This window comes from Pseudomonas sp. Z5-35 (assembly GCF_051131945.1).
GTDB lineage: Bacteria > Pseudomonadota > Gammaproteobacteria > Pseudomonadales > Pseudomonadaceae > Aquipseudomonas > Aquipseudomonas marvdashtae.
Genome location: NZ_CP071640.1, coordinates 1395028 through 1418970 on the forward strand (window position 1 = coordinate 1395028; position 23943 = coordinate 1418970).

General features: G+C 61.4%; 19 protein-coding genes and 1 pseudogene. 3 read left to right on the forward strand and 17 right to left on the reverse strand.

The features are described 5' to 3' along the window. Nucleotides 1-4: 4 nt before the first annotated feature. Nucleotides 5-1702 carry a copper resistance system multicopper oxidase gene (locus J3P95_RS06480; RefSeq protein ID WP_434561626.1) on the reverse strand — a complete coding sequence of 566 codons (1698 nt, stop codon included), beginning with the start codon at nucleotides 1700-1702 and terminating at the stop codon, nucleotides 5-7. A 302-nt stretch (nucleotides 1703-2004) separates the two neighbouring features. On the opposite strand from J3P95_RS06480, the gene nadA reads away from it, so the two are divergent. Next, nucleotides 2005-3063, forward strand: a complete 1059-nt coding sequence (gene nadA, locus J3P95_RS06485; RefSeq protein ID WP_434561628.1) for a quinolinate synthase NadA — start codon at nucleotides 2005-2007, stop codon at nucleotides 3061-3063. Between the two features lie 76 nt (nucleotides 3064-3139). On the opposite strand, the gene J3P95_RS06490 is transcribed toward nadA, so the two are convergent. The 8 genes from J3P95_RS06490 to J3P95_RS06525 form a co-directional block, all read right to left on the reverse strand. Further along, nucleotides 3140-3628 (reverse strand): RDD family protein, encoded by a 489-nt coding sequence (locus tag J3P95_RS06490; RefSeq protein ID WP_434561630.1) that lies wholly within the window; start codon nucleotides 3626-3628, stop codon nucleotides 3140-3142. A gap of 94 nt (nucleotides 3629-3722) precedes the next feature. Then, entirely contained in the window at nucleotides 3723-3935 is a 213-nt protein-coding gene (locus J3P95_RS06495) for a cold-shock protein (RefSeq protein WP_003227496.1), read from the reverse strand. Between the two features lie 393 nt (nucleotides 3936-4328). After that, on the reverse strand, nucleotides 4329-5453 hold the full coding sequence (gene gcvT, locus J3P95_RS06500; RefSeq protein ID WP_434578217.1) for a glycine cleavage system aminomethyltransferase GcvT: 1125 nt from the start codon (nucleotides 5451-5453) through the stop codon (nucleotides 4329-4331). 30 nt (nucleotides 5454-5483) lie between these two features. Then, nucleotides 5484-6860 (reverse strand): L-serine ammonia-lyase, encoded by a 1377-nt coding sequence (locus tag J3P95_RS06505; RefSeq protein ID WP_434561634.1) that lies wholly within the window; start codon nucleotides 6858-6860, stop codon nucleotides 5484-5486. Between the two features lie 105 nt (nucleotides 6861-6965). Further along, on the reverse strand, nucleotides 6966-9815 hold the full coding sequence (gene gcvP / locus J3P95_RS06510) for an aminomethyl-transferring glycine dehydrogenase (RefSeq protein ID WP_434578214.1): 2850 nt from the start codon (nucleotides 9813-9815) through the stop codon (nucleotides 6966-6968). Nucleotides 9816-9826: 11 nt separating this feature from the next. After that, nucleotides 9827-10210 carry a glycine cleavage system protein GcvH gene (gcvH, locus tag J3P95_RS06515; RefSeq protein WP_434578212.1) on the reverse strand — a complete coding sequence of 128 codons (384 nt, stop codon included), beginning with the start codon at nucleotides 10208-10210 and terminating at the stop codon, nucleotides 9827-9829. 317 nt (nucleotides 10211-10527) lie between these two features. After that, nucleotides 10528-12036, reverse strand: coding sequence for a sigma-54-dependent transcriptional regulator (locus J3P95_RS06520; protein ID WP_434561640.1), 1509 nt, complete (start codon nucleotides 12034-12036; stop codon nucleotides 10528-10530). Between the two features lie 115 nt (nucleotides 12037-12151). Next, nucleotides 12152-13057 (reverse strand): LysR family transcriptional regulator, encoded by a 906-nt coding sequence (locus tag J3P95_RS06525; protein WP_434561642.1) that lies wholly within the window; start codon nucleotides 13055-13057, stop codon nucleotides 12152-12154. 113 nt (nucleotides 13058-13170) lie between these two features. Between J3P95_RS06525 and J3P95_RS06530 the strand changes: the two are divergent. Beyond that, nucleotides 13171-14048: pseudogene (locus J3P95_RS06530) on the forward strand (MBL fold metallo-hydrolase). A gap of 218 nt (nucleotides 14049-14266) precedes the next feature. Further along, a complete protein-coding gene (locus J3P95_RS06535) occupies nucleotides 14267-14881 on the forward strand; it encodes an NAD(P)-dependent oxidoreductase (protein WP_434561646.1) in 615 nt (204 codons plus the stop codon). A gap of 9 nt (nucleotides 14882-14890) precedes the next feature. Here the strand turns inward: J3P95_RS06535 and J3P95_RS06540 are convergent, their stop codons facing one another. The 8 genes from J3P95_RS06540 to glpD form a co-directional block, all read right to left on the reverse strand. Further along, nucleotides 14891-15220 (reverse strand): GlpM family protein, encoded by a 330-nt coding sequence (locus J3P95_RS06540; RefSeq protein ID WP_434563730.1) that lies wholly within the window; start codon nucleotides 15218-15220, stop codon nucleotides 14891-14893. 25 nt (nucleotides 15221-15245) lie between these two features. Further along, nucleotides 15246-16574 carry a sigma-54-dependent transcriptional regulator gene (locus J3P95_RS06545; RefSeq protein ID WP_434626403.1) on the reverse strand — a complete coding sequence of 443 codons (1329 nt, stop codon included), beginning with the start codon at nucleotides 16572-16574 and terminating at the stop codon, nucleotides 15246-15248. Continuing rightward, nucleotides 16571-18472 (reverse strand): sensor histidine kinase, encoded by a 1902-nt coding sequence (locus J3P95_RS06550; protein WP_434578209.1) that lies wholly within the window; start codon nucleotides 18470-18472, stop codon nucleotides 16571-16573. The genes J3P95_RS06545 and J3P95_RS06550 overlap by 4 nt, the downstream gene beginning before the upstream one ends. A 113-nt stretch (nucleotides 18473-18585) precedes the next feature. Beyond that, complete coding sequence (locus J3P95_RS06555) at nucleotides 18586-19320, reverse strand: amino acid ABC transporter ATP-binding protein (RefSeq protein WP_186635675.1); 735 nt, start codon at nucleotides 19318-19320, stop codon at nucleotides 18586-18588. Then, nucleotides 19317-19988: an amino acid ABC transporter permease gene (locus J3P95_RS06560; protein ID WP_014339892.1), complete on the reverse strand. Its 672-nt coding sequence runs from the start codon at nucleotides 19986-19988 to the stop codon at nucleotides 19317-19319. The genes J3P95_RS06555 and J3P95_RS06560 overlap by 4 nt, the downstream gene beginning before the upstream one ends. Beyond that, a complete protein-coding gene (locus J3P95_RS06565) occupies nucleotides 19988-20734 on the reverse strand; it encodes an amino acid ABC transporter permease (protein WP_053124568.1) in 747 nt (248 codons plus the stop codon). Before J3P95_RS06565 ends, J3P95_RS06560 begins: the two co-directional genes overlap by 1 nt. Before the next feature lie 188 nt (nucleotides 20735-20922). Further along, entirely contained in the window at nucleotides 20923-21837 is a 915-nt protein-coding gene (locus J3P95_RS06570) for a glutamate/aspartate ABC transporter substrate-binding protein (protein WP_434561650.1), read from the reverse strand. Nucleotides 21838-22186: 349 nt separating this feature from the next. Then, on the reverse strand, nucleotides 22187-23725 hold the full coding sequence (gene glpD, locus J3P95_RS06575) for a glycerol-3-phosphate dehydrogenase (protein WP_434578206.1): 1539 nt from the start codon (nucleotides 23723-23725) through the stop codon (nucleotides 22187-22189). Nucleotides 23726-23943: the final 218 nt, after the last annotated feature.

Sequence of the window (23943 nt, forward strand, 5' to 3'; positions counted from 1 at the left end):
CTCCTCATTCCTGCACCCGGACTTCACGGAACATGCCCATTTCCATATGGAACAGCAGGTGGCAGTGATAGGCCCAGCGTCCAAGCGCGTCGGCGGTCACGCGGTAGCTGCGCCTGGAGCCCGGTGGCACGTCGATGGTGTGCTTGCGGACCATGAACTGGCCGTTTTCATCTTCCAGATCGCTCCACATGCCGTGCAAGTGGATAGGGTGGGTCATCATGGTGTCGTTGATCAGCACGATGCGCAGGCGCTCGCCGTACTTGAGCAGCAGCGGCGCGGCGTCACTGAACTTCACGCCGTTGAACGACCAGGCGAACTTTTCCATATGCCCGGTCAGGTGCAGCTCGATCGTTCGGCCGGGTTCGCGGCCGTCGGGGTCGGGGAATGTGCTGCGCAAGTCCGAATAAGTCAGCACCTTGCGACCGTTGTTGCGCAGGCCCATGCCCGGGTCGTCGAGCTTGGGCTTGGCGCTCATGGCCTGCATGTCTACCAAGGGATTGTCTTTCTCGGTGTCGGGATGCGAGAGCATGCTGTCGCCCTGCATCTGGCTGTGATCCATGCCCGGCATCGAGCCGTGATCCATACCGCCCATGCCCATGTCGTCCATGGTCACCAAGGGGCGAGGGTCCAGCGGCGGCACTGGCACTGACAACCCGGCCTTGGTGGCGAGGGTGCCGCGGGCATAGCCGGTGCGGTCCATCGATTGAGCGAACAGGGTGTAGGCCTCTTGGGTCGGTTCGATGATGACGTCGTAGGTTTCGGCCACGGCAATGCGCAACTCATCGACGCTCACCGGTGTGACGTATTGGCCATCGGACGCTACCACCGTCATCTTCAAGCCGGGAATGCGCACGTCGAAATACGTCATCGACGAGCCATTGATAAAGCGCAGGCGGATGCGCTCGCCCGGCTTGAACAGGCCGGTCCAGTTCATGTCCGGCGCCTGGCCGTTCATGAGGTAGGTGTAGGTGGCGCCACTGACGTCGGCGAGGTCAGTGGGGTTCATCTTCATCTCGGCCCACATCTTGCGGTCGGCCATGGTGGCGCCCCAGCCGTTCTTGCCCACGTCATCGATAAAGTCGCCGACGGTGCGTTTGTTGTAGTTGTAGTAGTCCGATTGTTTCTTGAGCTTGCGCAGGATGTCGGTGGGGTCTTCATCGGTCCAGTCGGTGAGCATCACCACGTAGTCCCGTTCGTACTGGAAGGGCTCGGGCTCCTTGGCGTCGATCACCAGCGGGCCGTAGACGCCGGACTGTTCCTGGAAACCGGAGTGACTGTGGTACCAGTAGGTGCCGTTTTGCCGGACCTTGAATTGATACACGTACACGCCGCCGGGCTCGATGCCCTTGAAACTCAGCCCCGGCACGCCGTCCATGTTGGCCGGCAGCAAAATGCCGTGCCAGTGGATGGACGTGGTGTCCTCCAAGCGATTGCGCACTCGCAGGGTCACGGTATCGCCTTCGCGCCAGCGCAGCAGCGGGCCGGGAATACCGCCGTTGATGGTTTGTGCGGTGCGTGGGCTGCCGGTGAAATTGACCGGGCTCTCGCCGATGAACAGGTCGAATTCGCTGCCGGTGAGTACGTTGGGCTGGCCGGGGCTGGTGACGGCCCAGACGGGCGGGCGCCAAAGGCCGAGGCCGCTCAGGAGGCCTCCCGCGGCCAGGCCCTTTACGAAAGTTCGCCTGGAAGTGTTCGATTGCATGCCTTGAATCCATCGCTCGATTTGAAGCAGGCACAGAAGCGCTGCCCTGTGCCGGTTGAAAAGAAGATGACACAGCCGGACGCGGCAAGTGATTACATTTCAGTCAGCTTGCTGGACGCGTCCGTTTCGGTGGCCGGGCGCAGGTCAGAATGATCTTTTGCAACGGCGGGATATTCTGTAGCCTTGCCGGCTTCACGCTGTCCCGTGCCTGATAGATACTCACTTTCCCGGCGGTACCCGAGTGGTCCGGAGCCGGGTGTATACTCGACTTTCGCGCAAATGCGCCCATAGGTCTTGCGAACATGACGCAAATTTCCGAACGCCTTCTAGTCCAGGCCCATCTCGATGCCAAGCAGCCCAAGCCGTTGACCGCCGAGCAAGAGGCCTGGTACCGCGCCGCCATTGCCGCCGAGCTCAAGGCTCAGGACGCGGTGCTGGTCGCGCACTTCTATTGTGACCCGATCATCCAGGCCCTGGCCGAAGAGACCGGCGGCTGCGTGTCCGATTCCCTGGAAATGGCCCGCTTCGGCAATGCCCACCCGGCCAAGACCGTGGTGGTGGCCGGGGTCAAGTTCATGGGCGAGACCGCCAAGATCCTCAACCCGGAAAAACGCGTATTGATGCCGACCCTGGAAGCCACCTGCTCCCTGGACCTGGGTTGTCCTGTGGACGAGTTCTCGGCGTTCTGCGATCAGCACCCCGAGCGCACCGTGGTGGTCTACGCCAACACCTCGGCGGCGGTCAAGGCCCGGGCCGACTGGGTCGTGACCTCCAGTTGCGCACTGGAAATCGTCGAGAGCCTGATGGACAACGGCGAGACGATCATCTGGGGCCCTGACAAGCACCTGGGCACCTACATCCAGCGAAAGACCGGGGCCGACATGCTGCTTTGGGACGGTGCCTGCATCGTCCACGAAGAGTTCAAGTCCAAGCAGTTGGAAGACATGAAGGCGCTGTACCCGGACGCCGCCATCCTGGTGCACCCGGAGTCGCCGACGGCGGTGATCGAGCTGGCGGATGCCGTGGGCTCTACCAGCCAGTTGATCGCTGCGGCGCAAAGCCTGCCGAACAAGACGCTGATCGTCGCCACCGACCGCGGCATCTTCTACAAGATGCAGCAGTTGTGTCCCGATAAGGTCTTTATCGAAGCCCCCACCGCCGGCAACGGCGCGGCCTGCCGTAGTTGTGCACATTGTCCGTGGATGGCGATGAACACCCTGGAGCGCACGCTCCAGGCGTTGAAAGACGGTAGCAACGAAATCTTCGTCGACCCGGCCTTGATCCCCCACGCGATTCGCCCGCTCAAGCGCATGCTCGACTTCACCCAGGCGGCGCGGATGAAGCTGGCGGGGAATGCTTAAAGGCAGCTTCGAGCTGCAAGCTGCAAGCTAAGGTCACAATCGCTTGGCTTGTAGCTTGTAGCTTGTAGCTTGTAGCTTATTTTTTGCTTTTTGGAATCCGCACCAACTGCGTATCCGAGTAGATGTCATGCCAGCTGCGCTTGCGCTTGTCGAACAGCGCCCAGATGAAGCCTGCGCCCACCAGTAGCAACGACGCAATCGATACCACGAACCGCAACAGCGCCTGCCACAGGCTGATGGCGGTGCCGTCGGCGTTCTGTACGCGGATGCACCAGACCTGCATGCCCAGGGTCTGGCCGTTGTGGGTCCAGAACTTGGCGAAGAAACCGAACAGCACGAATAACAGCACGGTGGACAGCAGCGGGTCACCGTCCAGCGCGCCAGTGTCGGTGAGGGCGCGCATCTTTTCTTCGCCGAGGATCGCCATCTGGATCATCTTATAGACGCCGCCGGTCACGATCAGCAGCGCCGTGCACAGCAGAAAGTCATAAAACATCGCCGCCAGGCGACGACCCAAGCCGGCGGGAGGAAAGTCCCCCTGAGGGGTGAGCAGGTGTTTCGGCATGATGGTCTCGGCGGACAAAAGAAGCCATTTTACGGATTTACGCCCATAAAAAAGCCCCTGATATCAATCAGGGGCTTTTTAGTTCCCGAAAGCCTTAGGCTTCGGCTTGAACCTCGTCAGCCTGCATGCCTTTCTGGCCTTGCACGGCAACGAAAGTGACTTTCTGGCCTTCTTTCAGGCTCTTGAAGCCGTTGCCCTGAATGGCGCGGAAGTGCACGAACAGATCCGGACCGCTTTCAGGAGTAATGAAACCAAAACCTTTTTCGTCGTTGAACCACTTGACGGTACCGCTCTGACGAGTAGACATTTTCTTAATTTCCTTGACGCTAAATTAATGACAGCCTCTTTCAATGCGAAAGAGTACTGGGGCTGGGTTGCAGGAAAGTAAGATGACGTCGAACGGGATGTAGCTAACTTCGTAGGCTACTGCCCAGGTCACGATCCAAGCGACCCATGCAAACACAGTGACGAAACTCTACGCCAACTTCCAAGGAAAAAACAACCCCCTGCAAGACCCCGGTTTTGCTCAGTTTGCTGGCATTTCATATGTTTCGCTGGGGCAGGCTTATTCGCAAGGTTTGTCTACTTGTTCCGCACCGTTATAAGCCGGTCCACTATTGATACATGCACCTTTTTATGGCGGTTGCGTTACACATTAGTGCATGTATGACGCAACCGCGTTACTTATAGAAACAACTAATCAACCGCGGTAGTAGCGCTGTGGAACGAATGGCATTTTGCTTACAAGCAACGGTACCTTTTTTCCACGCACAATCGCCCAGACCGGCGTCCCCAGCGCTGCGTAGACGCTGTCCAGATACCCCATCGCCAAGGGGCCGCCCAGTGTCGGGCCGAAACCGCCGCTGCACACCGCGCCGATGATGTTGCCCGCTTCGTTGACGATCTCTGCGCCTTCACGCACCGGTGTGCGTTCCTGGGGCAGCAGGCCGACGCGCTTGCGGTGCACACCGCCCTGTTGTTGGGCGAACACGGTCTGCGCCCCGGGGAAACCACCGGCGCGGGTGCCATCGGCGCGTCGGACCTTGGAAATGGCCCATAGCAGGCTGGCTTCGATTGGCGTGGTCTCGGTGTTCATGTCGTGGCCGTAGAGACACAGGCCGGCTTCCAGGCGCAGCGAATCACGGGCGCCAAGGCCAATGGCCGCGACTTCCGGTTCGGCCAGCAGGGCACGGGCGAGTTTCTCCGCATCGGCAGCCGGCACGGAAATCTCGAAACCGTCTTCGCCGGTGTAGCCCGAACGGCTGACAAAACAATCCACGCCCAGCAACGTAACGCGTTGGAACTGCATGAAGGTCATCTTCGCCACTTCCGGCGCCAGGCGTGCGAGCACGGTGACGGCGGCCGGGCCTTGCAGGGCGAGCAGGGCGCGGGCTTCGAACAGCGCCTCGATGCTGCACTGGTCGCCAATGTGGGCGCGCAGGTGGGCCAGGTCCTGATCCTTGCAGGCCGCGTTGACCACCAGGAACAGTTCGTCATTGCCCAGGTTGGCGACCATCAGGTCATCGAGGATGCCGCCGTTCTCGTTGGTGAACATGGCATAGCGCTGCATGCCCACCGGCAGATCGATGATGTCCACCGGCACCAGGCTTTCCAAAGCCTTGGCGGCACCCGCGCCGGTCAGGCGGATCTGGCCCATGTGGGACACGTCGAAGAGTCCGGCCTGATCACGGGTGTGCTGGTGTTCCTTCATCACGCCCAGTGGGTATTGCACCGGCATGTCGTAGCCGGCGAATGGCACCATGCGCGCGCCGAGTTCCAGGTGCAGCGAATGCAGCGGGGTTTTCAACAGTTGTTCGGTGGACATATCAGCTCCTGATTCTTGAGAGGTGGCGCATCAGCATTCGATGATGTTGACCGCCAGACCGCCGCGGGCGGTCTCCTTGTATTTGCTTTTCATGTCGGCGCCGGTCTGGCGCATGGTGCGGATGACTTTATCGAGGGAGACAAAGTGATGCCCGTCACCGCGCATGGCCATGCGCACCGCATTGATGGCTTTCACCGAACCCATGGCGTTGCGCTCGATGCACGGCACTTGCACCAGGCCACCAATGGGGTCGCAGGTCAGGCCGAGGTTGTGTTCCATGCCGATTTCGGCGGCGTTTTCCACTTGCTGCACCGTACCGCCCAAGACTTCGCACAACGCGCCGGCAGCCATGGAACAGGCCACGCCGACTTCGCCCTGGCAGCCGACTTCGGCGCCGGAGATGGAGGCGTTCTCCTTGTACAGAATGCCAATGGCCGCGGCGGTCAGCAAAAATCGCACCACGCCATCTTCATTGGCACCGGGTATGAAGCGCATGTAGTAATGCAGCACCGCCGGCACGATTCCGGCCGCACCGTTGGTGGGCGCGGTCACGACACGCCCGCCGTAGGCGTTCTCTTCGTTGACCGCCAGGGCGTACAGGTTGACCCAGTCCAGCACCGACAACGGGTCGCGCAGCGCGGCTTCCGGGTTCTTGCACAACTGGCGGTGCAGCGCCGCGGCTCGTCGCTTGACCTTCAGCCCGCCTGGCAAAATTCCTTCGTTGCGACAGCCAGCGGCCACGCAATCCTGCATCACCTGCCAGATTTTCAGCAGGCCGGCGCGGGTTTCGGCCTCGGGGCGCCAGGCACTTTCGTTGGTCAGCATCACTTGGCTGATGGACAGGCCGTAGGTCGTACAATGGGCCAGCAGGTCCTTGGCGCTCTTGAACGGGAAAGTCAGGGGCGTGGCGTCCTCGACGATCCGGTCAGCGCCGGCCGCGCCTTCATCGACCACAAAGCCTCCACCCACCGAGTAGTACTCGCGGCTGCGCACTTGCAGGCCCGCCGCGTCGAAGGCGCGGAAGATCATGCCGTTGGGGTGAAAGGCCAACGGCTTGCGGATCATCGCCAGGTGCAGCTTTTCATTGAATTCGATGGAGTGTTCACCCAACAGGTTCAGGCGACCGCTGCTGCGAATCTGTTGCAGGCGGGCGTCGACTGTTTCGGTGTCCACGGTGTCCGGGTGCTCACCTTCCAGGCCCAGCAGCACGGCCTTGTCACTGCCGTGCCCTTTGCCTGTGGCACCGAGCGAGCCGTAGAGCTCGACCCTGACGCTGGCAGTGGCATTGAGCAGGTCATCACGACGCAGCCCTTCGGCGAAACGGGCGGCGGCACGCATCGGGCCGACCGTATGGGAGCTGGAAGGGCCGATGCCGATCTTGAACAGGTCGAACACGCTTAATGACATGGGGGGGCTCCTGGGGGAGCAGCGACAAGCTGTGAGCTACAAGCTGCAAGAAGAGCCGTTCGGCTTTTAACTTGTAGCTTGCAGCTTGAAGCTCGTAGCTGCTTTTTATGCGTAACTTTCGATCGACGGGCAGGCGCAAACCAGGTTGCGGTCGCCGAACACGTTGTCGACCCGGCCCACTGGCGGCCAGTACTTGCCTTCGATCAACGACGCCACCGGGTAGACCGCTTGTTCGCGGCTGTAGGGGTGAGTCCACTCGCCGACCAGTTCCGCCGCGGTGTGCGGGGCGTTTTTCAGCGGGTTGTCGTCTTTGTCGAGGCTGCCATTTTCCACCGCGCGGATTTCTTCGCGAATGCAGATCATGGCGTCGCAGAAGCGGTCCAGCTCTTCCTTGGATTCGCTTTCGGTCGGCTCGATCATCAACGTGCCGGCCACCGGGAACGACATGGTCGGCGCATGGAAGCCGAAGTCGATCAGGCGCTTGGCGACGTCATCGACGCTGATGCCGCTGCTGTCCTTGAGCGGACGCAAATCGAGGATGCATTCGTGGGCTACCAGGCCGTTGCTGCCGGAGTAGAGCACCGGGTAGTGCTCTTCCAGGCGGCGGGCGATGTAGTTGGCGTTGAGGATCGCCAGTTGCGAGGCGCGCTTGAGGCCAGCGCCGCCCATCATGCGAATGTACATCCAGGTAATCGGCAGGATGCTCGCGCTGCCGAACGGTGCCGCGCACACCGCGCCTTCCTTGCGCGCCATATTGGCGTGGCCCGGCAGGAACGGCGCCAGGTGCGACTTGACGCCGATCGGGCCGACGCCCGGGCCGCCACCGCCGTGAGGGATGCAGAAGGTCTTGTGCAGGTTCAGGTGCGACACGTCGCCGCCGAACTTGCCCGGGGCGCAGAGGCCGACCATCGCATTCATGTTGGCGCCATCGATGTACACCTGGCCGCCGTTGTCATGAACGATGCCGCAGATCTCGCGAATGCCTTCCTCGAACACGCCGTGGGTGGACGGGTAGGTGATCATCAGCGCGGCGAGGTGCTCGCGGTGCTCAATGGCCTTGGCGCGCAGGTCTTCGATGTCGACGTTGCCACGGGCATCGCACGCGGTCACGACCACGCGCATGCCGGCCATGTTGGCGGTGGCCGGGTTGGTGCCGTGGGCCGAAGACGGGATCAGGCAGATGTCTCGGCGGTCTTCGCCACGGCTCTGGTGATAGGCACGGATCGCCAGCAAACCGGCGTATTCGCCCTGGGAACCGGCGTTGGGTTGCAGCGACACCGCGTCATAGCCGGTGGCGGCGCAGAGCATCGCTTCCAGCTCATCGGTCAGTTGCTGGTAGCCGGCGCTCTGCTCGGCCGGGGCGAACGGATGCAGGGCGCCGAACTCGGCCCAGGTCACCGGGATCATTTCGCTGGCGGCGTTGAGTTTCATCGTGCAGGAACCCAGCGGGATCATGGTGCGATCCAGCGCCAGGTCCTTGTCGGCGAGCTTGCGCAGGTAGCGCATCAGCTCGGTTTCGGAGTGGTAGCGGTTGAACACCGGGTGGCTGAGGATCGCCGACTGGCGCACCAGCGCCGCCGGGATACGGCTTTGGACATTGGCGGCCAGGGCCGCGAAGTCCGGCAGCGCCTTGCCGTCGGCCAACAGGCCGCAGAGAATTTCCACGTCAGCCTGGCTGGTGGTTTCGTCCAGGGACAGGCCCAGGCGTTCGGCGTCCACCACGCGCAGGTTGATGCGTTGGGCGCGGGCCTTGTCATGCAGGGCGGCGGTCTGTGCGCCGGTGTGCAGGGTCAGGGTGTCGAAGAAGCTCTCTTGCTCCACGTTCAGGCCCAGCGCGCCCAGGCCCTTGGCGAGGATCGCGGTGAGGTGGTGGATGCGGTTGGCGATCTGAGTCAGGCCTTTAGGGCCGTGGTACACCGCGTACATGCTGGCGATGTTGGCCAGCAGCACTTGGGCGGTGCAGATGTTGCTCGTGGCTTTCTCGCGGCGGATGTGTTGCTCACGGGTCTGCATCGCCAGGCGCAGGGCCGGCTTGCCGAAACGGTCCACGGAAACACCGACCAAACGGCCCGGCATGTCGCGCTTGAACGCATCCTTAGTGGAGAAATAAGCCGCGTGCGGGCCGCCGAAGCCCAGCGGTACGCCGAAGCGCTGGGCGCTGCCGATGGCGACGTCGGCGCCGAATTCACCCGGTGGGGTCAGCAGGGTCAGGGCCAACAAGTCAGCCGCGACCGCCACCAGTGCGTTGGCGGCGTGGAAGCGTTCGGTCAGCTCGCGATAGTCGAACAGGTCGCCGTTGCTGGCCGGGTATTGCAGCAACGCGCCGAAGAACGCGCTCACATCGGTCAGTTCGCGCTCATCGCCCACCACCACGTCGATGCCCAGGGGCTCGGCGCGGGTGCGCAGCACATCAAGGGTTTGCGGGTGGCTGTGGACGGAGGCGAAGAAGGCATTGCTGCCCTTGTTCTTGCTCAGGCGCTTGCAGAAGGTCATGGCTTCGGCGGCGGCGGTGGCTTCGTCCAGCAACGAGGCGTTGGCGATCGGCAGGCCGGTGAGGTCGCTGATCAGCGTCTGGAAATTCAACAACGCTTCGAGACGGCCCTGGGAAATTTCCGGCTGGTACGGGGTGTAGGCGGTGTACCAGGCCGGGTTTTCCAGCAGGTTGCGCAAGATCGGCGACGGGGTGTGGCAGTTGTAGTAGCCCTGGCCGATGTAGGTCTTGAACAGTTGGTTCTTGCCAGCGATGGCCTTGATCGAGGCCAATGCATCGGCTTCGCTCTGGCCGTCGCCCATGTCCAGCACGCTGGTGCCCTTGATGCTTTCCGGGATGACGCTGGCGCTCAGGGCTTGCAGGGAGTCGAAGCCCAGGCGCTCGAGCATGGCTTGCTCGTCGCCTGCACGCGGGCCGATGTGGCGGGCGATGAATTCGTTGGCGGTGCCGAGATTAACGGTCATGTCGTGGCTCCTCAGGCTTGGGCGTTGGCTTTGATCAGGCGATCGTAGGCGTCTTGATCCAACAGCTTAGCCACTGCGTCGGCGTCGGTCGGTTTAAAGCGGAAGAACCAGCCGTCGCCCAGCGGATCTTCGTTGACCAGTTCCGGGCTGTCGCCGAGCTTGTCGTTCACTTCAAGTACTTCACCATCAAGGGGCATGTACACACCGCTGGCGGCTTTCACTGATTCAACCGTGGAGGCTTCGTCGCCCTTGGCGTAGGACTGCAATTCAGGCAGTTGCACAAAAACCACGTCGCCCAATGCGTTCTGCGCGAAGGCGGTAATGCCTACGGTGACGCTGCCGTCTGCTTCGGTGCGCAGCCATTCGTGATCTTCAGTAAAACGCAACTCGCTCATGGAAACTCCTGGGGCCAGATTTCGTCTGGTGGACGCGAAGAAAGGCGCGGGGCTTGGCCCGGCCGAATGACCATAGCCTTAGCAAGAACGTGGCCAATGTTTTAAATCTCTTATTTTTCAGTGACTTAATTAGATTTTGAAAGGCGAAAGGCTTTTACTCTGTAGCGAAATCGCTACAGTATCCAGACAGGAGAAAATCACCCTGGGATCAAAGCCTTACCCAGCGCCGCTCAGCGCCCGGTGTAGCGATATCGTTCCGCTGTAGCGCTTTCAGTACGGTCGAGGTCGTTTTTAATGCGTTTTCGACCGTAACACGGCTAAGGCTTGCCGGAGATCCCATACTTGCGCAGCCGATGGGCGATCGCGGTGTGCGAGGTTTGCAGGCGGCTGGCGAGTTGGCGGGTGGAGGGATAATTGGTGTACAGCGATTCGAGCAATTGCTTTTCGAACGTTTCGACGGCCTGCTCCAGGCTTTCGACTTCCACATCACCCTGACGCGCCACGCTGGTGCCGGCGATGTCCAAGTCGCCGATGTCCACCAGGCTGCTTTCGCAGATAGCGGCGGCGCGGAAGATCACGTTCTGCAGTTGCCGCACGTTGCCCGGCCAGCGATTGCCCAGCAGCGCCGGATAGGTACCGGGGGCCAGGCGGCAGACCGGACGCTGGATCTGCGCACAGGCCTGCTGCATGAAGTAACGCGCCAACAGCAGGATGTCCTGGCCGCGTTCGCGCAGTGGCGGGACTTCGACGTTGAGCACGTTCAGGCGGTAGAACAGGTCTTCGCGAAACGAGCCTTCGCTGACCATTTTTTCCAGGTTGCGGTGGGTGGCGCTGAGGATCCGCACGTTGACCTTGATCTCCCGGTCGCCGCCCACCCGGCGGAAGCTGCCGTCATTCAGGAACCGCAGGAGCTTGGCTTGCAGGTAGGGCGACATCTCGCCGATTTCATCGAGGAATACCGTGCCCTGGTTCGCCAGCTCCATCAGCCCCGGCTTGCCGCCACGTTGTGCGCCGGTGAAGGCGCCGGGGGCGTAGCCGAACAGTTCGCTCTCGGCCAGGTTCTCCGGTAGTGCCGCACAGTTGAGGGCCAGGAATGGCGCGCCGTAACGGGCGCTGATGGCATGACAGGCACGGGCCACCAGTTCCTTTCCGGTGCCGGTTTCACCCTGAATCAGCAGCGGTGCATCCAGGGCCGCGACCCGCTGGGCCCGGGCCTTGAGGGTGCGGATCGCCGGGGATTCGCCCAACAGCGCGTCGAAGCCTTCGGCATGGTCGTGGTGAAGCGCCGACAGGCGCTCACCGATGCGATTGGGCTGATACAGCGTCAGCAGCGCCCCGGCGTCGGTGATCGGGGTGGCGTCCAGCAGCAGCGTCTGGCCGTTGAGGGTGATTTCCCGCAGCGGCAGGCGAAAACCATTCTCCAACAGGGCATCGAGCAATGCCGCATCACCGAACAGCTCGGCCACGCTTTCCCCGGCCGGCTCACGGCCGTAGAGGGCGATCAGCGCCGGGTTGGCGAGTAACACCTTGCCAGCGCTGTCCAGCGCCAGGACCGGGTCGGTCATCGCCGCGAGCAAGGCATCGAGCTGCAAGTGCCGGCGTTGGCCCGGCAGGATGTCCACCACGGTTACCGCCTGCACGCCGCGCACGCTGAACAGCGCCTCGCGCAATTCATCCAGCACTTGCGGGCTGAGGGTCGGGGCGTCGATGTAGACGTTGGGCGGCACCATCTCTACGGCATCCAGGTTGAGATTGCGACCGCCGAGCAAGGCCAGGACTTCCTGGGTGATGCCGACGCGGTCGATGAAACTGACGTGGATACGCATGGGGCGGCTTTGGGTTCTGGAATACGATGGGTGGCAAGTATGCCTTGGGGCGGGCTATTGGTGAAATCCCGGGGACACCGTTGCGAGCGCAGCAAATCCTGATGGCTGAGGGACGTTAGAGCCCCGCATCCCATTCCGGCGTTTCCGGAAACCTCTCCACCAGGAAATCCAGCAGGCTGCGCAACGCCGATGGCATGTGTTTGCGCGACGCGTATACCGCGTACATGTTCATCCGGCGAGGTTCAGCGTGGGCCAGCAGGCGTTCCAGTTCACCATTCTGGATGTGGGGACCGGCTTGATAGCTGGGCAGCATCGCCACGCCGGCGCCCGCTATCGTTGCTTGCAGCAGCGTGCTGGCTTCGTTGGCGCTGATGTTGCCCTGCACCGGCACCGAGACCGGTTCGCCGTCCTGCTCGAAATGCCAAAGGCTTTTGCCGACGTAGGAGTGGGTCAGGCAATTGTGCCGGCTCAAATCCTCCACGCGTTGCGGCGTCGGATGCTCGCGCAGGTAGCGGGGCGAGGCGCAGATTACCGAACGGCACACCGTGAGGCGGCGGGCTATCAGGTTCGGGTCGAGGTCGTTGCTCATGCGGATCGCCAGGTCGATGCGCTCATCCACCAGGTTCACCGTGCGGTCGAGCATTTGCAGGTCGACGGTCACGCCTGGGTAACGCCGGACAAAGTCGGCCATGGCGCAGGCCAACTGGGCCTGGCCGAACGAGGGGCTGGCGGTGATGCGCAGCAGGCCCCGTGGCGCGTCTTGCGGCGTGCTCACGGCGGCTTGCATGTCGCCGGACAGCTCGAGCATCTGCCGGCAACGCGGCAGGATCTCGCTGCCGGCGGCCGTCAGGCTCAGCTTGCGGGTGGTGCGGTGCATCAGCCGAGCACCAACCCAATCCTCCAGCTCCGCCAGATACCGCGACACCACTGGCCGCGAAAGGTCCAGGTGCTCGGCCGCCGCCGACTGGCTGCCCAGGTCCACCACGGTGACAAACACCCGCATTGCTTGTAGACGATCCATGATTTGCCCGCTTTCAGAAACAAACTGTGTTCCAGCATGGCATTTTTTGTAACGACTCTGGCAACTAAGCTCTGTTTCATTCCCTTGCGGGCCTTTGGACGACGGAGCATCTCATGACCGGATTCACCCCTATCAAGCGCTGGCTGCTGGCAACCGCCGCCCTGGCTTTCACGGCCCAGGCCTGGGCCGCCGACTTGACGCTTGACGTCTACAACCCCGGCGCGGCGGCGATTTTTCCGGTGACGTCAGTGTTGGTCAGTGGTGAAAAAGAAGCCATTCTCGTCGACGCCCAGTTCGGCAGATCCCAGGCTGAGCAAGTCGTCGAGAAAATTCGCGCCAGTGGCAAGCAACTGACCACGATCTACATCAGCCATGGCGATCCAGACTACTATTTTGGCTTGGAAACCCTCACCGCCGCGTTCCCTGAGGCCAAGGTGCTGGCCTCGGCGCCGACCGTCGAACACGTCAAGCACACCATGGACGGCAAGCTGAAATATTGGGCGCCGATCCTGAAGACCGATGCCCCAACCAAGGCCATCGTCCCCAGGTGCTCAAGGGCGACAGCTTGACGCTGGAAGGCAAGCGCTTACAGATCATCGGCCTCGACGGCCCGCAACCGGACCGCAGCTTTGTCTGGATTCCATCGATCAAGGCAGTGGTTGGTGGCGTGGTGGTGGCGGAAAACATTCACGTCTGGATGGCCGACACCCAGACGCCGCAGTCTCACAAGGATTGGCTGGCGACGCTGGATAACCTCGAAAAGCTGCAACCGGCCACCGTGATTCCTGGACATTACCTGGGCGCAAGCGCCCGTTCCCTGGCCCCGGTGCGCTTTACTGCTGGCTACATCAAGGCGTTCGACGAGGAAACCGCCAAGGCCAAGGATTCCGCCGCGCTGATCGCCGCCATAAAAAAACGCTACCCGGACCTGGGGGAAGACAGCTCCCTGGAACTCAGCGCCAAGGTTGCCAAGGGCGAGATGAAGTGGTGACCCTCAACCTTTGATCGGGGCTTTTGTGGCGAGGGAGCTTGCTCCCGCTGGGCTGCGCAGCAGCCCCCATACCAGCAAATGAGTTGTACCTGGCACACCGCATGAACCTTTTTGCGGCTGCTTCGCAGCCGAGCGGGAGCAAGCTCCCTCGCCACGAATGTATTCATGGCTCCAAGACGCGTTGAAGTAATCCCTACGAATAACCATAGGAGAATCACATGAGCAAAATCGCAATCATCGGCGCCACCGGCCGGGCCGGCAGCCAACTGTTGGAAGAAGCCCTGCGCCGTGGTCACAGCGTGACGGCCATTGCCCGCAACACCGCGAAAATCGGCGAAAGGACCGGGGTGGTCAGCAAACCATTGGACGTATTGGACAGCGAGGCGTTGATCGCCGCCATCGACGGGCATGACCTGGTAATCAGCGCCGCGCACTTTGCCACCGTACCGGCCGACAAGGTCATCGCCCCGGTGAAAGCCGCCGGCGTCAAGCGTCTGCTGGTGGTGGGCGGTGCCGGTTCGTTGCTGCTGCCGGATGACAGCCGTGTCATTGACAGCGAGGGCTTCCCGGAGGAATACCTGGCCGAAGCCAGCGCCGGTGCCTTGTTCCTCGACGTGTTGCGCAAGGAGCAGGATCTGGACTGGACCTTTTTGTCGCCCTCGGCGGAGTTCGTCGAAACCGAACGTACCGGCCAGTTCCGTGTCGGCAAGGACCATCTGCTGTTCGATGCTGCTGGACGCAGCTGGATCAGCTTCGCCGACTACGCCATTGCGATGATCGATGAAGTCGAAACGCCGCAGTTTCCACGGACGCGGTTCACCGTCGGTTATTGATCACAGGGTTCAGCCGTGAAGCCGTACCCAGACGCTGACCAGCACCGTCGCCGCCATCAGCCAGGCGACGGCTGCTACGGCCAATGAGGCTTCGAGGCGCATGCGATCGATCATCACGTACAGCGTCGCAAGATAGACGAAGTACGGGATGATCGACCACATGCCGAACACTATGGTGGTCTTCAGGTCGTCCACCGAGCGGCCCTTGCCGACAATGTAGTGGGCAATCAGGGCAAAGGTCGGAAACAGCGGCACCAACCCGGCGATGTAATAGTTCTTGGTCTTGGCGAGCATCGCCAGGATGACCACCACGGCTGCGCCGAGCGCCGCCTTGAAAATCAGGTCCACAGGTTCACATCCCGGATCAATGGCTCAGGCCATATTTTTTGACTTTGTCGAACAGCGTGGTCTTGGCCATGCCCAGTTCCTGGCTGGCCTGGGTCAGGTTGCCGCCGCTGCGTTGCAACGCGTCCATCAACAGATTGCGCTCGAAGGCTTCCACTGCTTCGGCGAAGGCCAGGCCATGGCTGCCACTGCTGGCGCCGGACTTCTTGAACGCCGGCAGGCCCAAGGCGTAGCGTTCGGCGACGTTGCGCAGTTCCCGCACGTTGCCCGGCCAGTCGTGGCTCATCAGGTTCGACAGGGTCTGGTTGTCCAGCTCCGGCACGGTGCGGTCGAAGCGCAGGGACGATTGCTGGAGGAAATGCTCGAACAGTTGCAGGATGTCTTCGCGCCGCTCGCGCAGCGGCGGCAATTCCAGGGTGACCACGTTGAGGCGGTAATACAGGTCGCTGCGGAACTGTCCGGACCGGCCCATTTCGTCGAGGTCGGATTTGGTGGCGGCGATCACCCGGCAATCCACGGCCACGCTCTGGTTTGAACCCAGGCGTTCGAGGGTGCGTTCCTGCAGCACGCGCAGCAGCTTGATCTGCAAGGGCAGGGGCATGCTTTCCACTTCATCGAGAAACAGCGTGCCACCGTCGGCGTGCTCGATCTTGCCGATCCGGCGTTTGCCGGCACCGGTGAAGGCATTGGCCTCGTGGCCGAAAATTTCGCTTTCGAACAGATTCTCCGGCAGGCCGCCGCAATTCAGCGCGACGAACTGCTTGTCGTGGCGCCGACTGAAATCATGCAGGCAGCGCGCGACCAATTCCTTGCCGGTGCCGGTTTCGCCTTCGATCAGCACATTGGCCGACGTGTCGGCGACGTTGGCGATCAGCGCCCGCAGATGCTGCATGGCCGGCGAACGGCCAATGATCCGGCCTTCCAGCGAATCACGTTCGGCCAGTTGCCGCCGCAGCGATGACACCTCGCGGGCCAGGCTGCGCTGCTCCAGGGCGCGGCGGGCGACATCGACCAGGCGCTCGGGAGAGAACGGTTTTTCCATGAAGTCATAGGCGCCTTTCTGCATGGCGTCGACGGCCATGGAGATGTCGCCGTGGCCGGTGATCAACACCACTGGCAGGCTGCGGTCGCGGGCCTTGAGGCGGGTGAGCAGCTCCAGGCCATCGATGCCCGGCAGGCGGATGTCGCTGATGACGATGCCGGCGAAGTTGTCGTCGACCCGCTCCAGGGCTTCTTCGGCACTGCCCACGCCGATGCAGGGAATGTCTTCCAGGGTCAAGGCTTGCTGGCAGCCCAACAGGACATGGGGGTCGTCTTCGACGATCAATACGCTCAGGTCGTTGTTCATAGCGGCTCGGCAGGTGAAAGGCTTACCAACGGTAAACTGAGGACAAACGTGGTGCCACCGTCCTCCGGATGCTCGACGCCCAAGTGCCCGCCAGCGGCGGCGCTCAGGCTTGCCGACAGCGTCAGGCCAAGGCCCAGCCCCTGTTCGCCGGGTTTGGTGGTGAAGAACGGTTCGAACAGATGCTTGCGCGCTTGCGGGTCGATGCCATGACCGTTATCGCGCACCCGCAGGCGGTATTTGCCATCGCTGGTGTCGCCGACAAGCCACAGTTTCGGCTCGGGTTGGACCTGCATGGCGTCCAGCGCATTACCGATCAGGTTGACCAGGATCTGCTCCAGGCGCGTCTGGTCGATCTGCACCTGGGCGTCTTCGAAAGCCGAGTGAACCTGGATGCCGAGTTTCTCAAGGCGTGCGCCGAGCAATTGCAGCGCCGCCTCGACGGCCTTGCCCAGGCTGGCTTGGCCCTTGTCGTCGCCGCGCCGGGCAAATGCGCGCAGGCTGGCGGTGATCCGGCCCATGCGGTCGATCAGTTCATTGATGGTCTTGAGGTTGGTGCTGGCGATGTCCAACTGGCCGCGCTCCAGGAAGCGCACGGTATTGCCGGACAGGGTGCGCAACGCCGCCAGCGGCTGGTTGAGTTCATGGGCGATGCTGGTGGACATCTGGCCGATGGCCGCCAGTTTACCGGCCTGCACCAGTTCATCCTGGGCGCGGCGCAAGGTCTCTTCGGCCTGCCGTCGCTCGCGGATCTGGCCCTTGAGCTGTTCGTTGCTGGCGCGAAGGTCAGTGGTGCGTTCGGTAATCCGACGTTCGAGTTGGTTGTTGGCCTGTTGCAACGCTTCGCGGGCGGCGAGGCGCGTGGCGATCACCTTGCGCCGCTCGTTCCAGGCGATCAACAGGAAGGCCACCAGGGCAAACGCCACGGCCACCAGGATGCCTTGGTTGATCGCTTGGCGACGCAGGTCTTCAAGCGGCGTGAGCAAGGTGAAATTCCACGGTGTGTCGCTCAACGGGCGGGTCTGTGACAGGTAGCTGATGGCCTGCTGTTCGGTGGCGATTTCGGTATTGGCGGGGAAGGTCAGTTTTTCCATGCCTTCGCCCAGCCGCTCCCGGGCCAGGGGGATCAGCTCATTCAACGGGAACCAGTAATATTGCAGGCTGCGGGCCAGGCGTTCCTTGGTTTCATCGCTCAGCGGGCGTACGGACTTGAGCCGTCGTGCCGGGTCGCTGGAGAGGATGATGATGCCGTTCTCGTCGCTGACGAAGGCCTCCAGGCGTGCCCGCTGCCAGCGTTCCTCCATGGCTTCGAGGCGTACCTTGACCACGGCCACGCCGATGATCTTGCCTTGTTCTTCCAGGCCATGGGCGAGGTAATAGCCGGGCTCGCCGTTGGTGCTGCCGATGCCGTAGAAGCGCCCTGGCTGGCCGCGTACGGCATTCTGGAAGTAGGCGCGGAAGGACAGGTCTTCGCCAAGGTAACTGTCGACATCGCGCCAGTTGCTGGTGGCCATCACCCGGCCGGTGGTATCCATGACGTAGATGGCCCGGCTGCGGCTACGCCGGTTCAGGCCTTCGAGGTACTCGTTGACGGTCTTGCGGTGTTCGGGTGTCGGGTCGTCGAGCAGTTGCGCGACGCTCGATTCAAGCTCCAGCAGGCTGGGCAAATAGGTGTACTTGCTGATTTCGCTTTCCACCGCGCGGGCATGCAGTTCCAGCTGGCGCTCGCCATTCTCGGCCAGGCCGCGAATGCCATAGTGCTCGCTGAGCCAGAAGCCGAGGTAACCCAAGCCGATCATCAGGGCAATGACCAAGGGCGGCAAAAATAGATGGCGGATCAGGCGGGGTTTCACGGCGAGTGATGGCGGCGCGGCGCGATAGAAGGTGGGGTCGCATTTCATCACAGAAGCCTTGGGTCAACCAGTGTGGCGGCGGTCGTCCTTCAAACGCGGCCTTGTGGGGAGGGAACCAGCTCCCTCACCACAAGGGCAAGCGTGTCTAAGGAAGGCGACGCTTAGTGCTGCAGGATTTTCTCAAGGAAATGCTGGGCGCGTTCGGAGCGGGCGCTGATGTCGCCGAAGAACTCTTCTTTCGGGCAGTCCTCGATGATCTGGCCCTGGTCCATGAAGATCACCCGGTTCGCCACTTTACGGGCGAAGCCCATTTCGTGGGTCACGCACATCATGGTCATGCCTTCGTGGGCCAGTTGCACCATCACGTCGAGCACTTCGTTGACCATTTCCGGGTCAAGGGCCGAGGTGGGTTCGTCGAACAGCATGACCACCGGGTCCATCGCCAGGGCACGGGCGATCGCCACGCGCTGCTGCTGGCCGCCGGAGAGCTGGCCAGGGTGCTTGTGGGCGTGGGCCGAGAGGCCGACGCGTTCGAGCAGTTGCAGGCCTTTCTTGGTGGCTTCTTCCTTGCTGCGGCCCAGCACCTTGATCTGCGCGATGGTCAGGTTCTCGGTGATGGTCAGGTGCGGGAACAGTTCGAAATGCTGGAACACCATGCCGACGCGCGAACGCAGTTTCGGCAGGTTGGTCTTCGGGTCGGCGATGGATGTGCCATCGACCACGACGTCGCCTTTCTGGAACGGCTCCAGCGCGTTCACGCACTTGATCAGCGTGGACTTGCCCGAACCCGACGGCCCGCAGACCACCACCACTTCACCTTTGCTGACCTCGGTGCTGCAATTGGTCAGTACCTGGAAGTCCCCATACCACTTGTTGATATTTTTGATAGAGATCATACGGCGAACCTTTTTTGCAGACGCTTGACCAGCAGCGAGGCGGCAAAGCTGATTGTGAAGTACACGAGACCTGCGATGATCAGGAACTCATTGGAGCGGCCGATGATGTCGCCATTGGCTCGCGAAGCATTGAGGAAGTCCACCAGGCCGACCGTGTAGACCAACGAGGTGTCCTGAAACAGGATGATGCTCTGTTGCAGCAACAGCGGAGTCATCTTGCGAAACGCCTGGGGCAGGATGATCAGGCGCATGACCTGGCCATAATTCATGCCCAGCGCCTGCGCCGCGCCCATCTGGCCCTTGGGGATCGACTGCACGCCGGCCCGGACGATTTCGCAGAAATACGCCGCTTCGAACATCATGAACGCCACGACGCAGGAACCGAACGCGCCAATAGGCGTGTCCTCGCCGGTGATCCAGCGCAGCACGAACGGCACCGCCAGGTAGAACCAGGTGATCACCAGCAGCAACGGGATCGAGCGGAAATAGTTGACGTAGGCGCCGGCGATGTTGGAAACCAGCTTGTTGTGGGACAGGCGCATCAGCGCCAGGATCGTCCCCAGGATGATCCCGCCAACCACGCCCAGGGCCATCAGCTTGAGGGTCATCACCATGCCATTCCACAAGCCGGGAATGGCGGGGATGATGCCTGTGAAGTCGAATTCCATTATTTACCCCCCACGGAGATCAGGCCGGGCACCGCGACTTTCTTCTCGACCATGCGCATGAGCAACATCAGGCTCATGTTCAGGGTGAAGTAGATCAGGGTCGCCAAGGTAAAGGCTTCGAACAGGTTGGCGGAGAACTCGGCGGTCTGCTTGGTCTGCGCGAGCAGCTCCATCAGGCCGATCAGCGACGCCACGGAAGAGTTCTTGAAGACGTTGAGGAATTCCGAGGTAAGCGGTGGAATGATGATCCGGTAGGCTTGGGGCAGCAGCACGTTCCAGTAGATCTGCGGCAGCTTGAAGCCCATGGCGCGTGCGGCGGATTCCTGGCCGCGCGGCAGCGCCTGGATCCCGGTGCGTACCTGTTCGCAAACTCGCGCGGCGGTGAACAGGCCCAGGCACACGACAACGCTCAGGTAGGCCGAGGTGGTCGGATTCAGGTCCTGTTTGTACCATTCCTGCATGTCTGCGGGCAGCAGGTCCGGTACCAGGAAGTACCAGATGAACAGCTGTACCAGCAACGGCACGTTACGAAAGAGCTCCACGTAGCAAGTCGCGATGCCCGACACCAGCCGGTTCGGCACGGTGCGCATCACGCCCAGGATCGAGCCCAGCAGCAGGGCAATGATCCAGGCGACGACGGCGATGGCGATGGTCCAGCCCAGGCCGGCCACGTACCAGTCGAGATAGATCTCGCTGCCCACGCCGGTGGACTTGAAGAACACACCCCAGTCCCAGTTGTAATTCATCAGGGTCTCCCCTCAGATCGATCGATGTACAAATATCTGCAGGGGGAAATCCTTTCCCGCCTAATCTTGACGATCAGGCACACACCGACGGCTCGACCTCACCGTTCGAGTGTTTCCATTATTGCCAGCAGGGAATGACACACTCTTGGAAGGGCTGGGCCCTTCCAAGAGGTAAGGTTAGTCAGAAATCAGGATTTTTTGTCGTCAGCCGCTTTGTCGGTCGGGGTGGCGATCAGGTCCTTGAGTTCGTCGCTCATCGGGAAGTTGAGGTTCAGGCCTTTTGGCGGGATTGGCTGCATGAACCATTTTTCGTAGATCTTGTTGATCTCGCCCGAAGCGTAGGTGGCCTTGATGGCGTCATCCACAGCCTTCTTGAACGGCTCGTCGCCCTTGCGCACCATGCAGCCATAGATTTCGTAGGACTGTGCGGTACCGGTCACGGCCCAGTCATCAGCCTTCTTGGCCTTTGCGGCTTCGCCGGCCAGCAGGGCGTCGTCCATCATGAACGCGACGGCACGACCGCCTTCGAGCATCTGGAAGGATTCGCCATGGTCCTTGGCGGAGATGACGTTCATGCCCATTTGCTTGTCGGCGTTCATGGACTTGAGCAGGCGCTCGGACGTGGTGCCGGCGGTGGTCACGACGTTCTTGCCTTTCAGGTCGTCAAAATCCTTGTACTTGGAATCTTTCTTGGTCAGCAGCCGGGTGCCGATCTCGAAGATGCCTACGGAGAAAGCGACTTGTTGCTGGCGCTCGACGTTGTTGGTGGTGGAGCCGCATTCCAGGTCGACGGTGCCGTTCTGCACCAGGGGAATACGGGTTTGCGAGGTGACCAGATTGTACTTGACCTGCAGGTTCGGCACGTCCAGCTCTTTTTTCAGCGCTTCGACGACTTTCAGTTGGATGTCGTGGGAATAGCCGACCGGCTTGCCGGAAGCGTCCGCAATGTAGGAAAACGGGATGGAGGCGTCGCGGTGGCCGAGCGTAACGACGCCGGACTCTTTGATCTTTTTCAGCGTACCGGTCAGTTCGGCTGCGAAGACCGGAGTGCTGATCAGAGCGGCAGCAACGGCTGCGCCCAGGAGATGGGGAACGATGCGCATCGATATTTCCTCGACATTGTTTTTTTTATTCGGCCGGTTCAACCGGCCCTGAGTGCTTCGAATGCCTGGCAGCTCCTGTTGTGTTGGCGTACAGGCGTTCGTCTCCACGAGTGTAGAGCATGACTCGTGCCAGGCCAGCGCCAAATGATCATCTAGTTGTTTTAAAAGGAAATTAACGTTTTGTTTCAGCTTTTCGGCCGATAACTTATCCGGTTTGCCGAATTGACCGTCGGGTCGCGTTCGGAAAACCGAATGCGCCGCATAGGGCGTGTGCTTGGGGAAAGGGCGCCAGGCAGCAAAAAGCCCCCGAATCTTTCGATCCGGGGGCTTCATTTACTCAGCGGTGATTTCAGGCCGCTTCGATCTTGCGTCGGTTGTGCTCGACCTTGTCAAGGTACTGCTGCAGTTTCTCTTGTTCCGAGGCGCTGGTGAACAGGCCCAGCTTGCTGCGACGCCAGAGAATGTCCTGGGCATACACGGCCCATTCGTCGCTGCACAGATAGTCGACTTCCCGGGTGTAGAGTCCTGCGCCGATGTGTTCGCCCAGGTCGGCGAGGCTTTGCACCCCTTCAAGCATGCGCCAGGTACGGCTGCCATAAGTGGTGGCCCAGCGGCGGGCGATATCGGTCGGCAGCCAGTCGAATTTGTCGCGAATGGCCGAGCACAACGCCTGCGGCGTGGTCATGTTTTCGCCGCCAGGCAAGGTTTCCAGGGCGGTCCAGCTTGGGCGCATCTGCGTGAAATAGGGAGCCAGCTGCGCCATGGCCGATTCGGCCAACTTGCGATAAGTGGTCAGCTTGCCGCCGAACACTGACAGCAATGGAGCTTCATCGCCGCCGCCGGAGAGCGCGAGGGTGTAGTCCCGGGTCACGGCGGATGGGTTGTCGGATTCGTCATTGCACAGCGGGCGAACACCCGAATAGCTGTGCAGGATCTCGTCACGGCTGATCTGCTTCTTGAAGTGTGCGTTGACCACCTTCAGCAGGTAATCGGTTTCGCCCTCGGTAATCGCCACTGAAGCTGGGTCGCCGGTGTATTCGCGATCGGTGGTGCCGATCAGGGTGAACTGGTTCAGGTACGGAATGGTGAACACGATGCGCTGATCTTCGTTTTGAAGAATGTGCGCGTGCTCGCCTTCGTAGAGCTTCGGAACAATCAGGTGGCTGCCCTGGATCAGGCGGATGCCGTAGGGCGATTCGAGCTTCAGGTCATCGCGAATGAACTTGGCGACCCACGGCCCGGCGGCGTTGACCAGCGCCTTGGCATGGATGGAAAACAGACTGCCATCGGTGCGTTCCAGGTTCAGCTGCCACAGGCCCTTGCTGCGGCGAGCACTCACGCAGCGGGTGCGGGTGTGGATATGCGCGCTTTTTTCACGGGCCGCCATGGCGTTGAGCACCACCAGTCGTGCGTCATCTACCCAGCAGTCGGAGTATTCGAAACCTTTGGTGATTTCGCTTTTCAATGCGCTGTCGGCGCCGAATTTCAGGCTCTTGGAACCGGCCAGTTGCTCGCGTTTGCCCAGGTGATCGTAAAGAAACAGGCCGGCGCGAATCATCCAGGCAGGACGCAGGTGCGGCCGATGGGGCAACACAAAGCGCATTTGCTTGACGATGTGCGGGGCTTTGGTGAGCAGCACTTCGCGCTCGGCCAGCGCTTCACGCACCAGGCGGAATTCGTAATGCTCGAGATAGCGCAGACCGCCGTGGATCAACTTGCTGCTCGCCGACGAGGTATGGCTGGCCAGGTCATCCTTTTCACAAAGGAACACCGAAAGGCCGCGACCGGCAGCGTCCGCGGCAATCCCCACGCCGTTGATACCGCCACCGATGACGGCGACATCATAGATCTCTGCGAGAGGGGGCGTAGGCAAGGTAGAAGTGGGCATCGGCTGGCCTCGGGCTCTTTTCGTAATATTTGAATTCGAACATAAATGTTCATTTGCGAAAATACTAGCCCATAAGCACAGCGACAGCCAGTCGAATTCGATTGAAAATACTGATCGAACGACGCTGAAGGAAAATTTTCGAACAAAAAGGAGTTGGGGAGGGCTCTTGTGGCGAGGGAGCTTGCTCCCGCTGGATGGCGAAGCCATCCCAATCAGGC

Coding starts and splice junctions, on each gene's coding strand:
- J3P95_RS06480 (WP_434561626.1), bottom strand. CDS start 1,702: ATGCAATCGAACACTTCCAGGCGAACTTTCGTAAAGGGCCTGGCCGCG.
- nadA (WP_434561628.1), top strand. CDS start 2,005: ATGACGCAAATTTCCGAACGCCTTCTAGTCCAGGCCCATCTCGATGCC.
- J3P95_RS06490 (WP_434561630.1), bottom strand. CDS start 3,628: ATGCCGAAACACCTGCTCACCCCTCAGGGGGACTTTCCTCCCGCCGGC.
- J3P95_RS06495 (WP_003227496.1), bottom strand. CDS start 3,935: ATGTCTACTCGTCAGAGCGGTACCGTCAAGTGGTTCAACGACGAAAAA.
- gcvT (WP_434578217.1), bottom strand. CDS start 5,453: ATGTCCACCGAACAACTGTTGAAAACCCCGCTGCATTCGCTGCACCTG.
- J3P95_RS06505 (WP_434561634.1), bottom strand. CDS start 6,860: ATGTCATTAAGCGTGTTCGACCTGTTCAAGATCGGCATCGGCCCTTCC.
- gcvP (WP_434578214.1), bottom strand. CDS start 9,815: ATGACCGTTAATCTCGGCACCGCCAACGAATTCATCGCCCGCCACATC.
- gcvH (WP_434578212.1), bottom strand. CDS start 10,210: ATGAGCGAGTTGCGTTTTACTGAAGATCACGAATGGCTGCGCACCGAA.
- J3P95_RS06520 (WP_434561640.1), bottom strand. CDS start 12,036: ATGCGTATCCACGTCAGTTTCATCGACCGCGTCGGCATCACCCAGGAA.
- J3P95_RS06525 (WP_434561642.1), bottom strand. CDS start 13,057: ATGGATCGTCTACAAGCAATGCGGGTGTTTGTCACCGTGGTGGACCTG.
- J3P95_RS06535 (WP_434561646.1), top strand. CDS start 14,267: ATGAGCAAAATCGCAATCATCGGCGCCACCGGCCGGGCCGGCAGCCAA.
- J3P95_RS06545 (WP_434626403.1), bottom strand. CDS start 16,574: ATGAACAACGACCTGAGCGTATTGATCGTCGAAGACGACCCCCATGTC.
- J3P95_RS06550 (WP_434578209.1), bottom strand. CDS start 18,472: ATGAAATGCGACCCCACCTTCTATCGCGCCGCGCCGCCATCACTCGCC.
- J3P95_RS06555 (WP_186635675.1), bottom strand. CDS start 19,320: ATGATCTCTATCAAAAATATCAACAAGTGGTATGGGGACTTCCAGGTA.
- J3P95_RS06560 (WP_014339892.1), bottom strand. CDS start 19,988: ATGGAATTCGACTTCACAGGCATCATCCCCGCCATTCCCGGCTTGTGG.
- J3P95_RS06565 (WP_053124568.1), bottom strand. CDS start 20,734: ATGAATTACAACTGGGACTGGGGTGTGTTCTTCAAGTCCACCGGCGTG.
- J3P95_RS06570 (WP_434561650.1), bottom strand. CDS start 21,837: ATGCGCATCGTTCCCCATCTCCTGGGCGCAGCCGTTGCTGCCGCTCTG.
- glpD (WP_434578206.1), bottom strand. CDS start 23,725: ATGCCCACTTCTACCTTGCCTACGCCCCCTCTCGCAGAGATCTATGAT.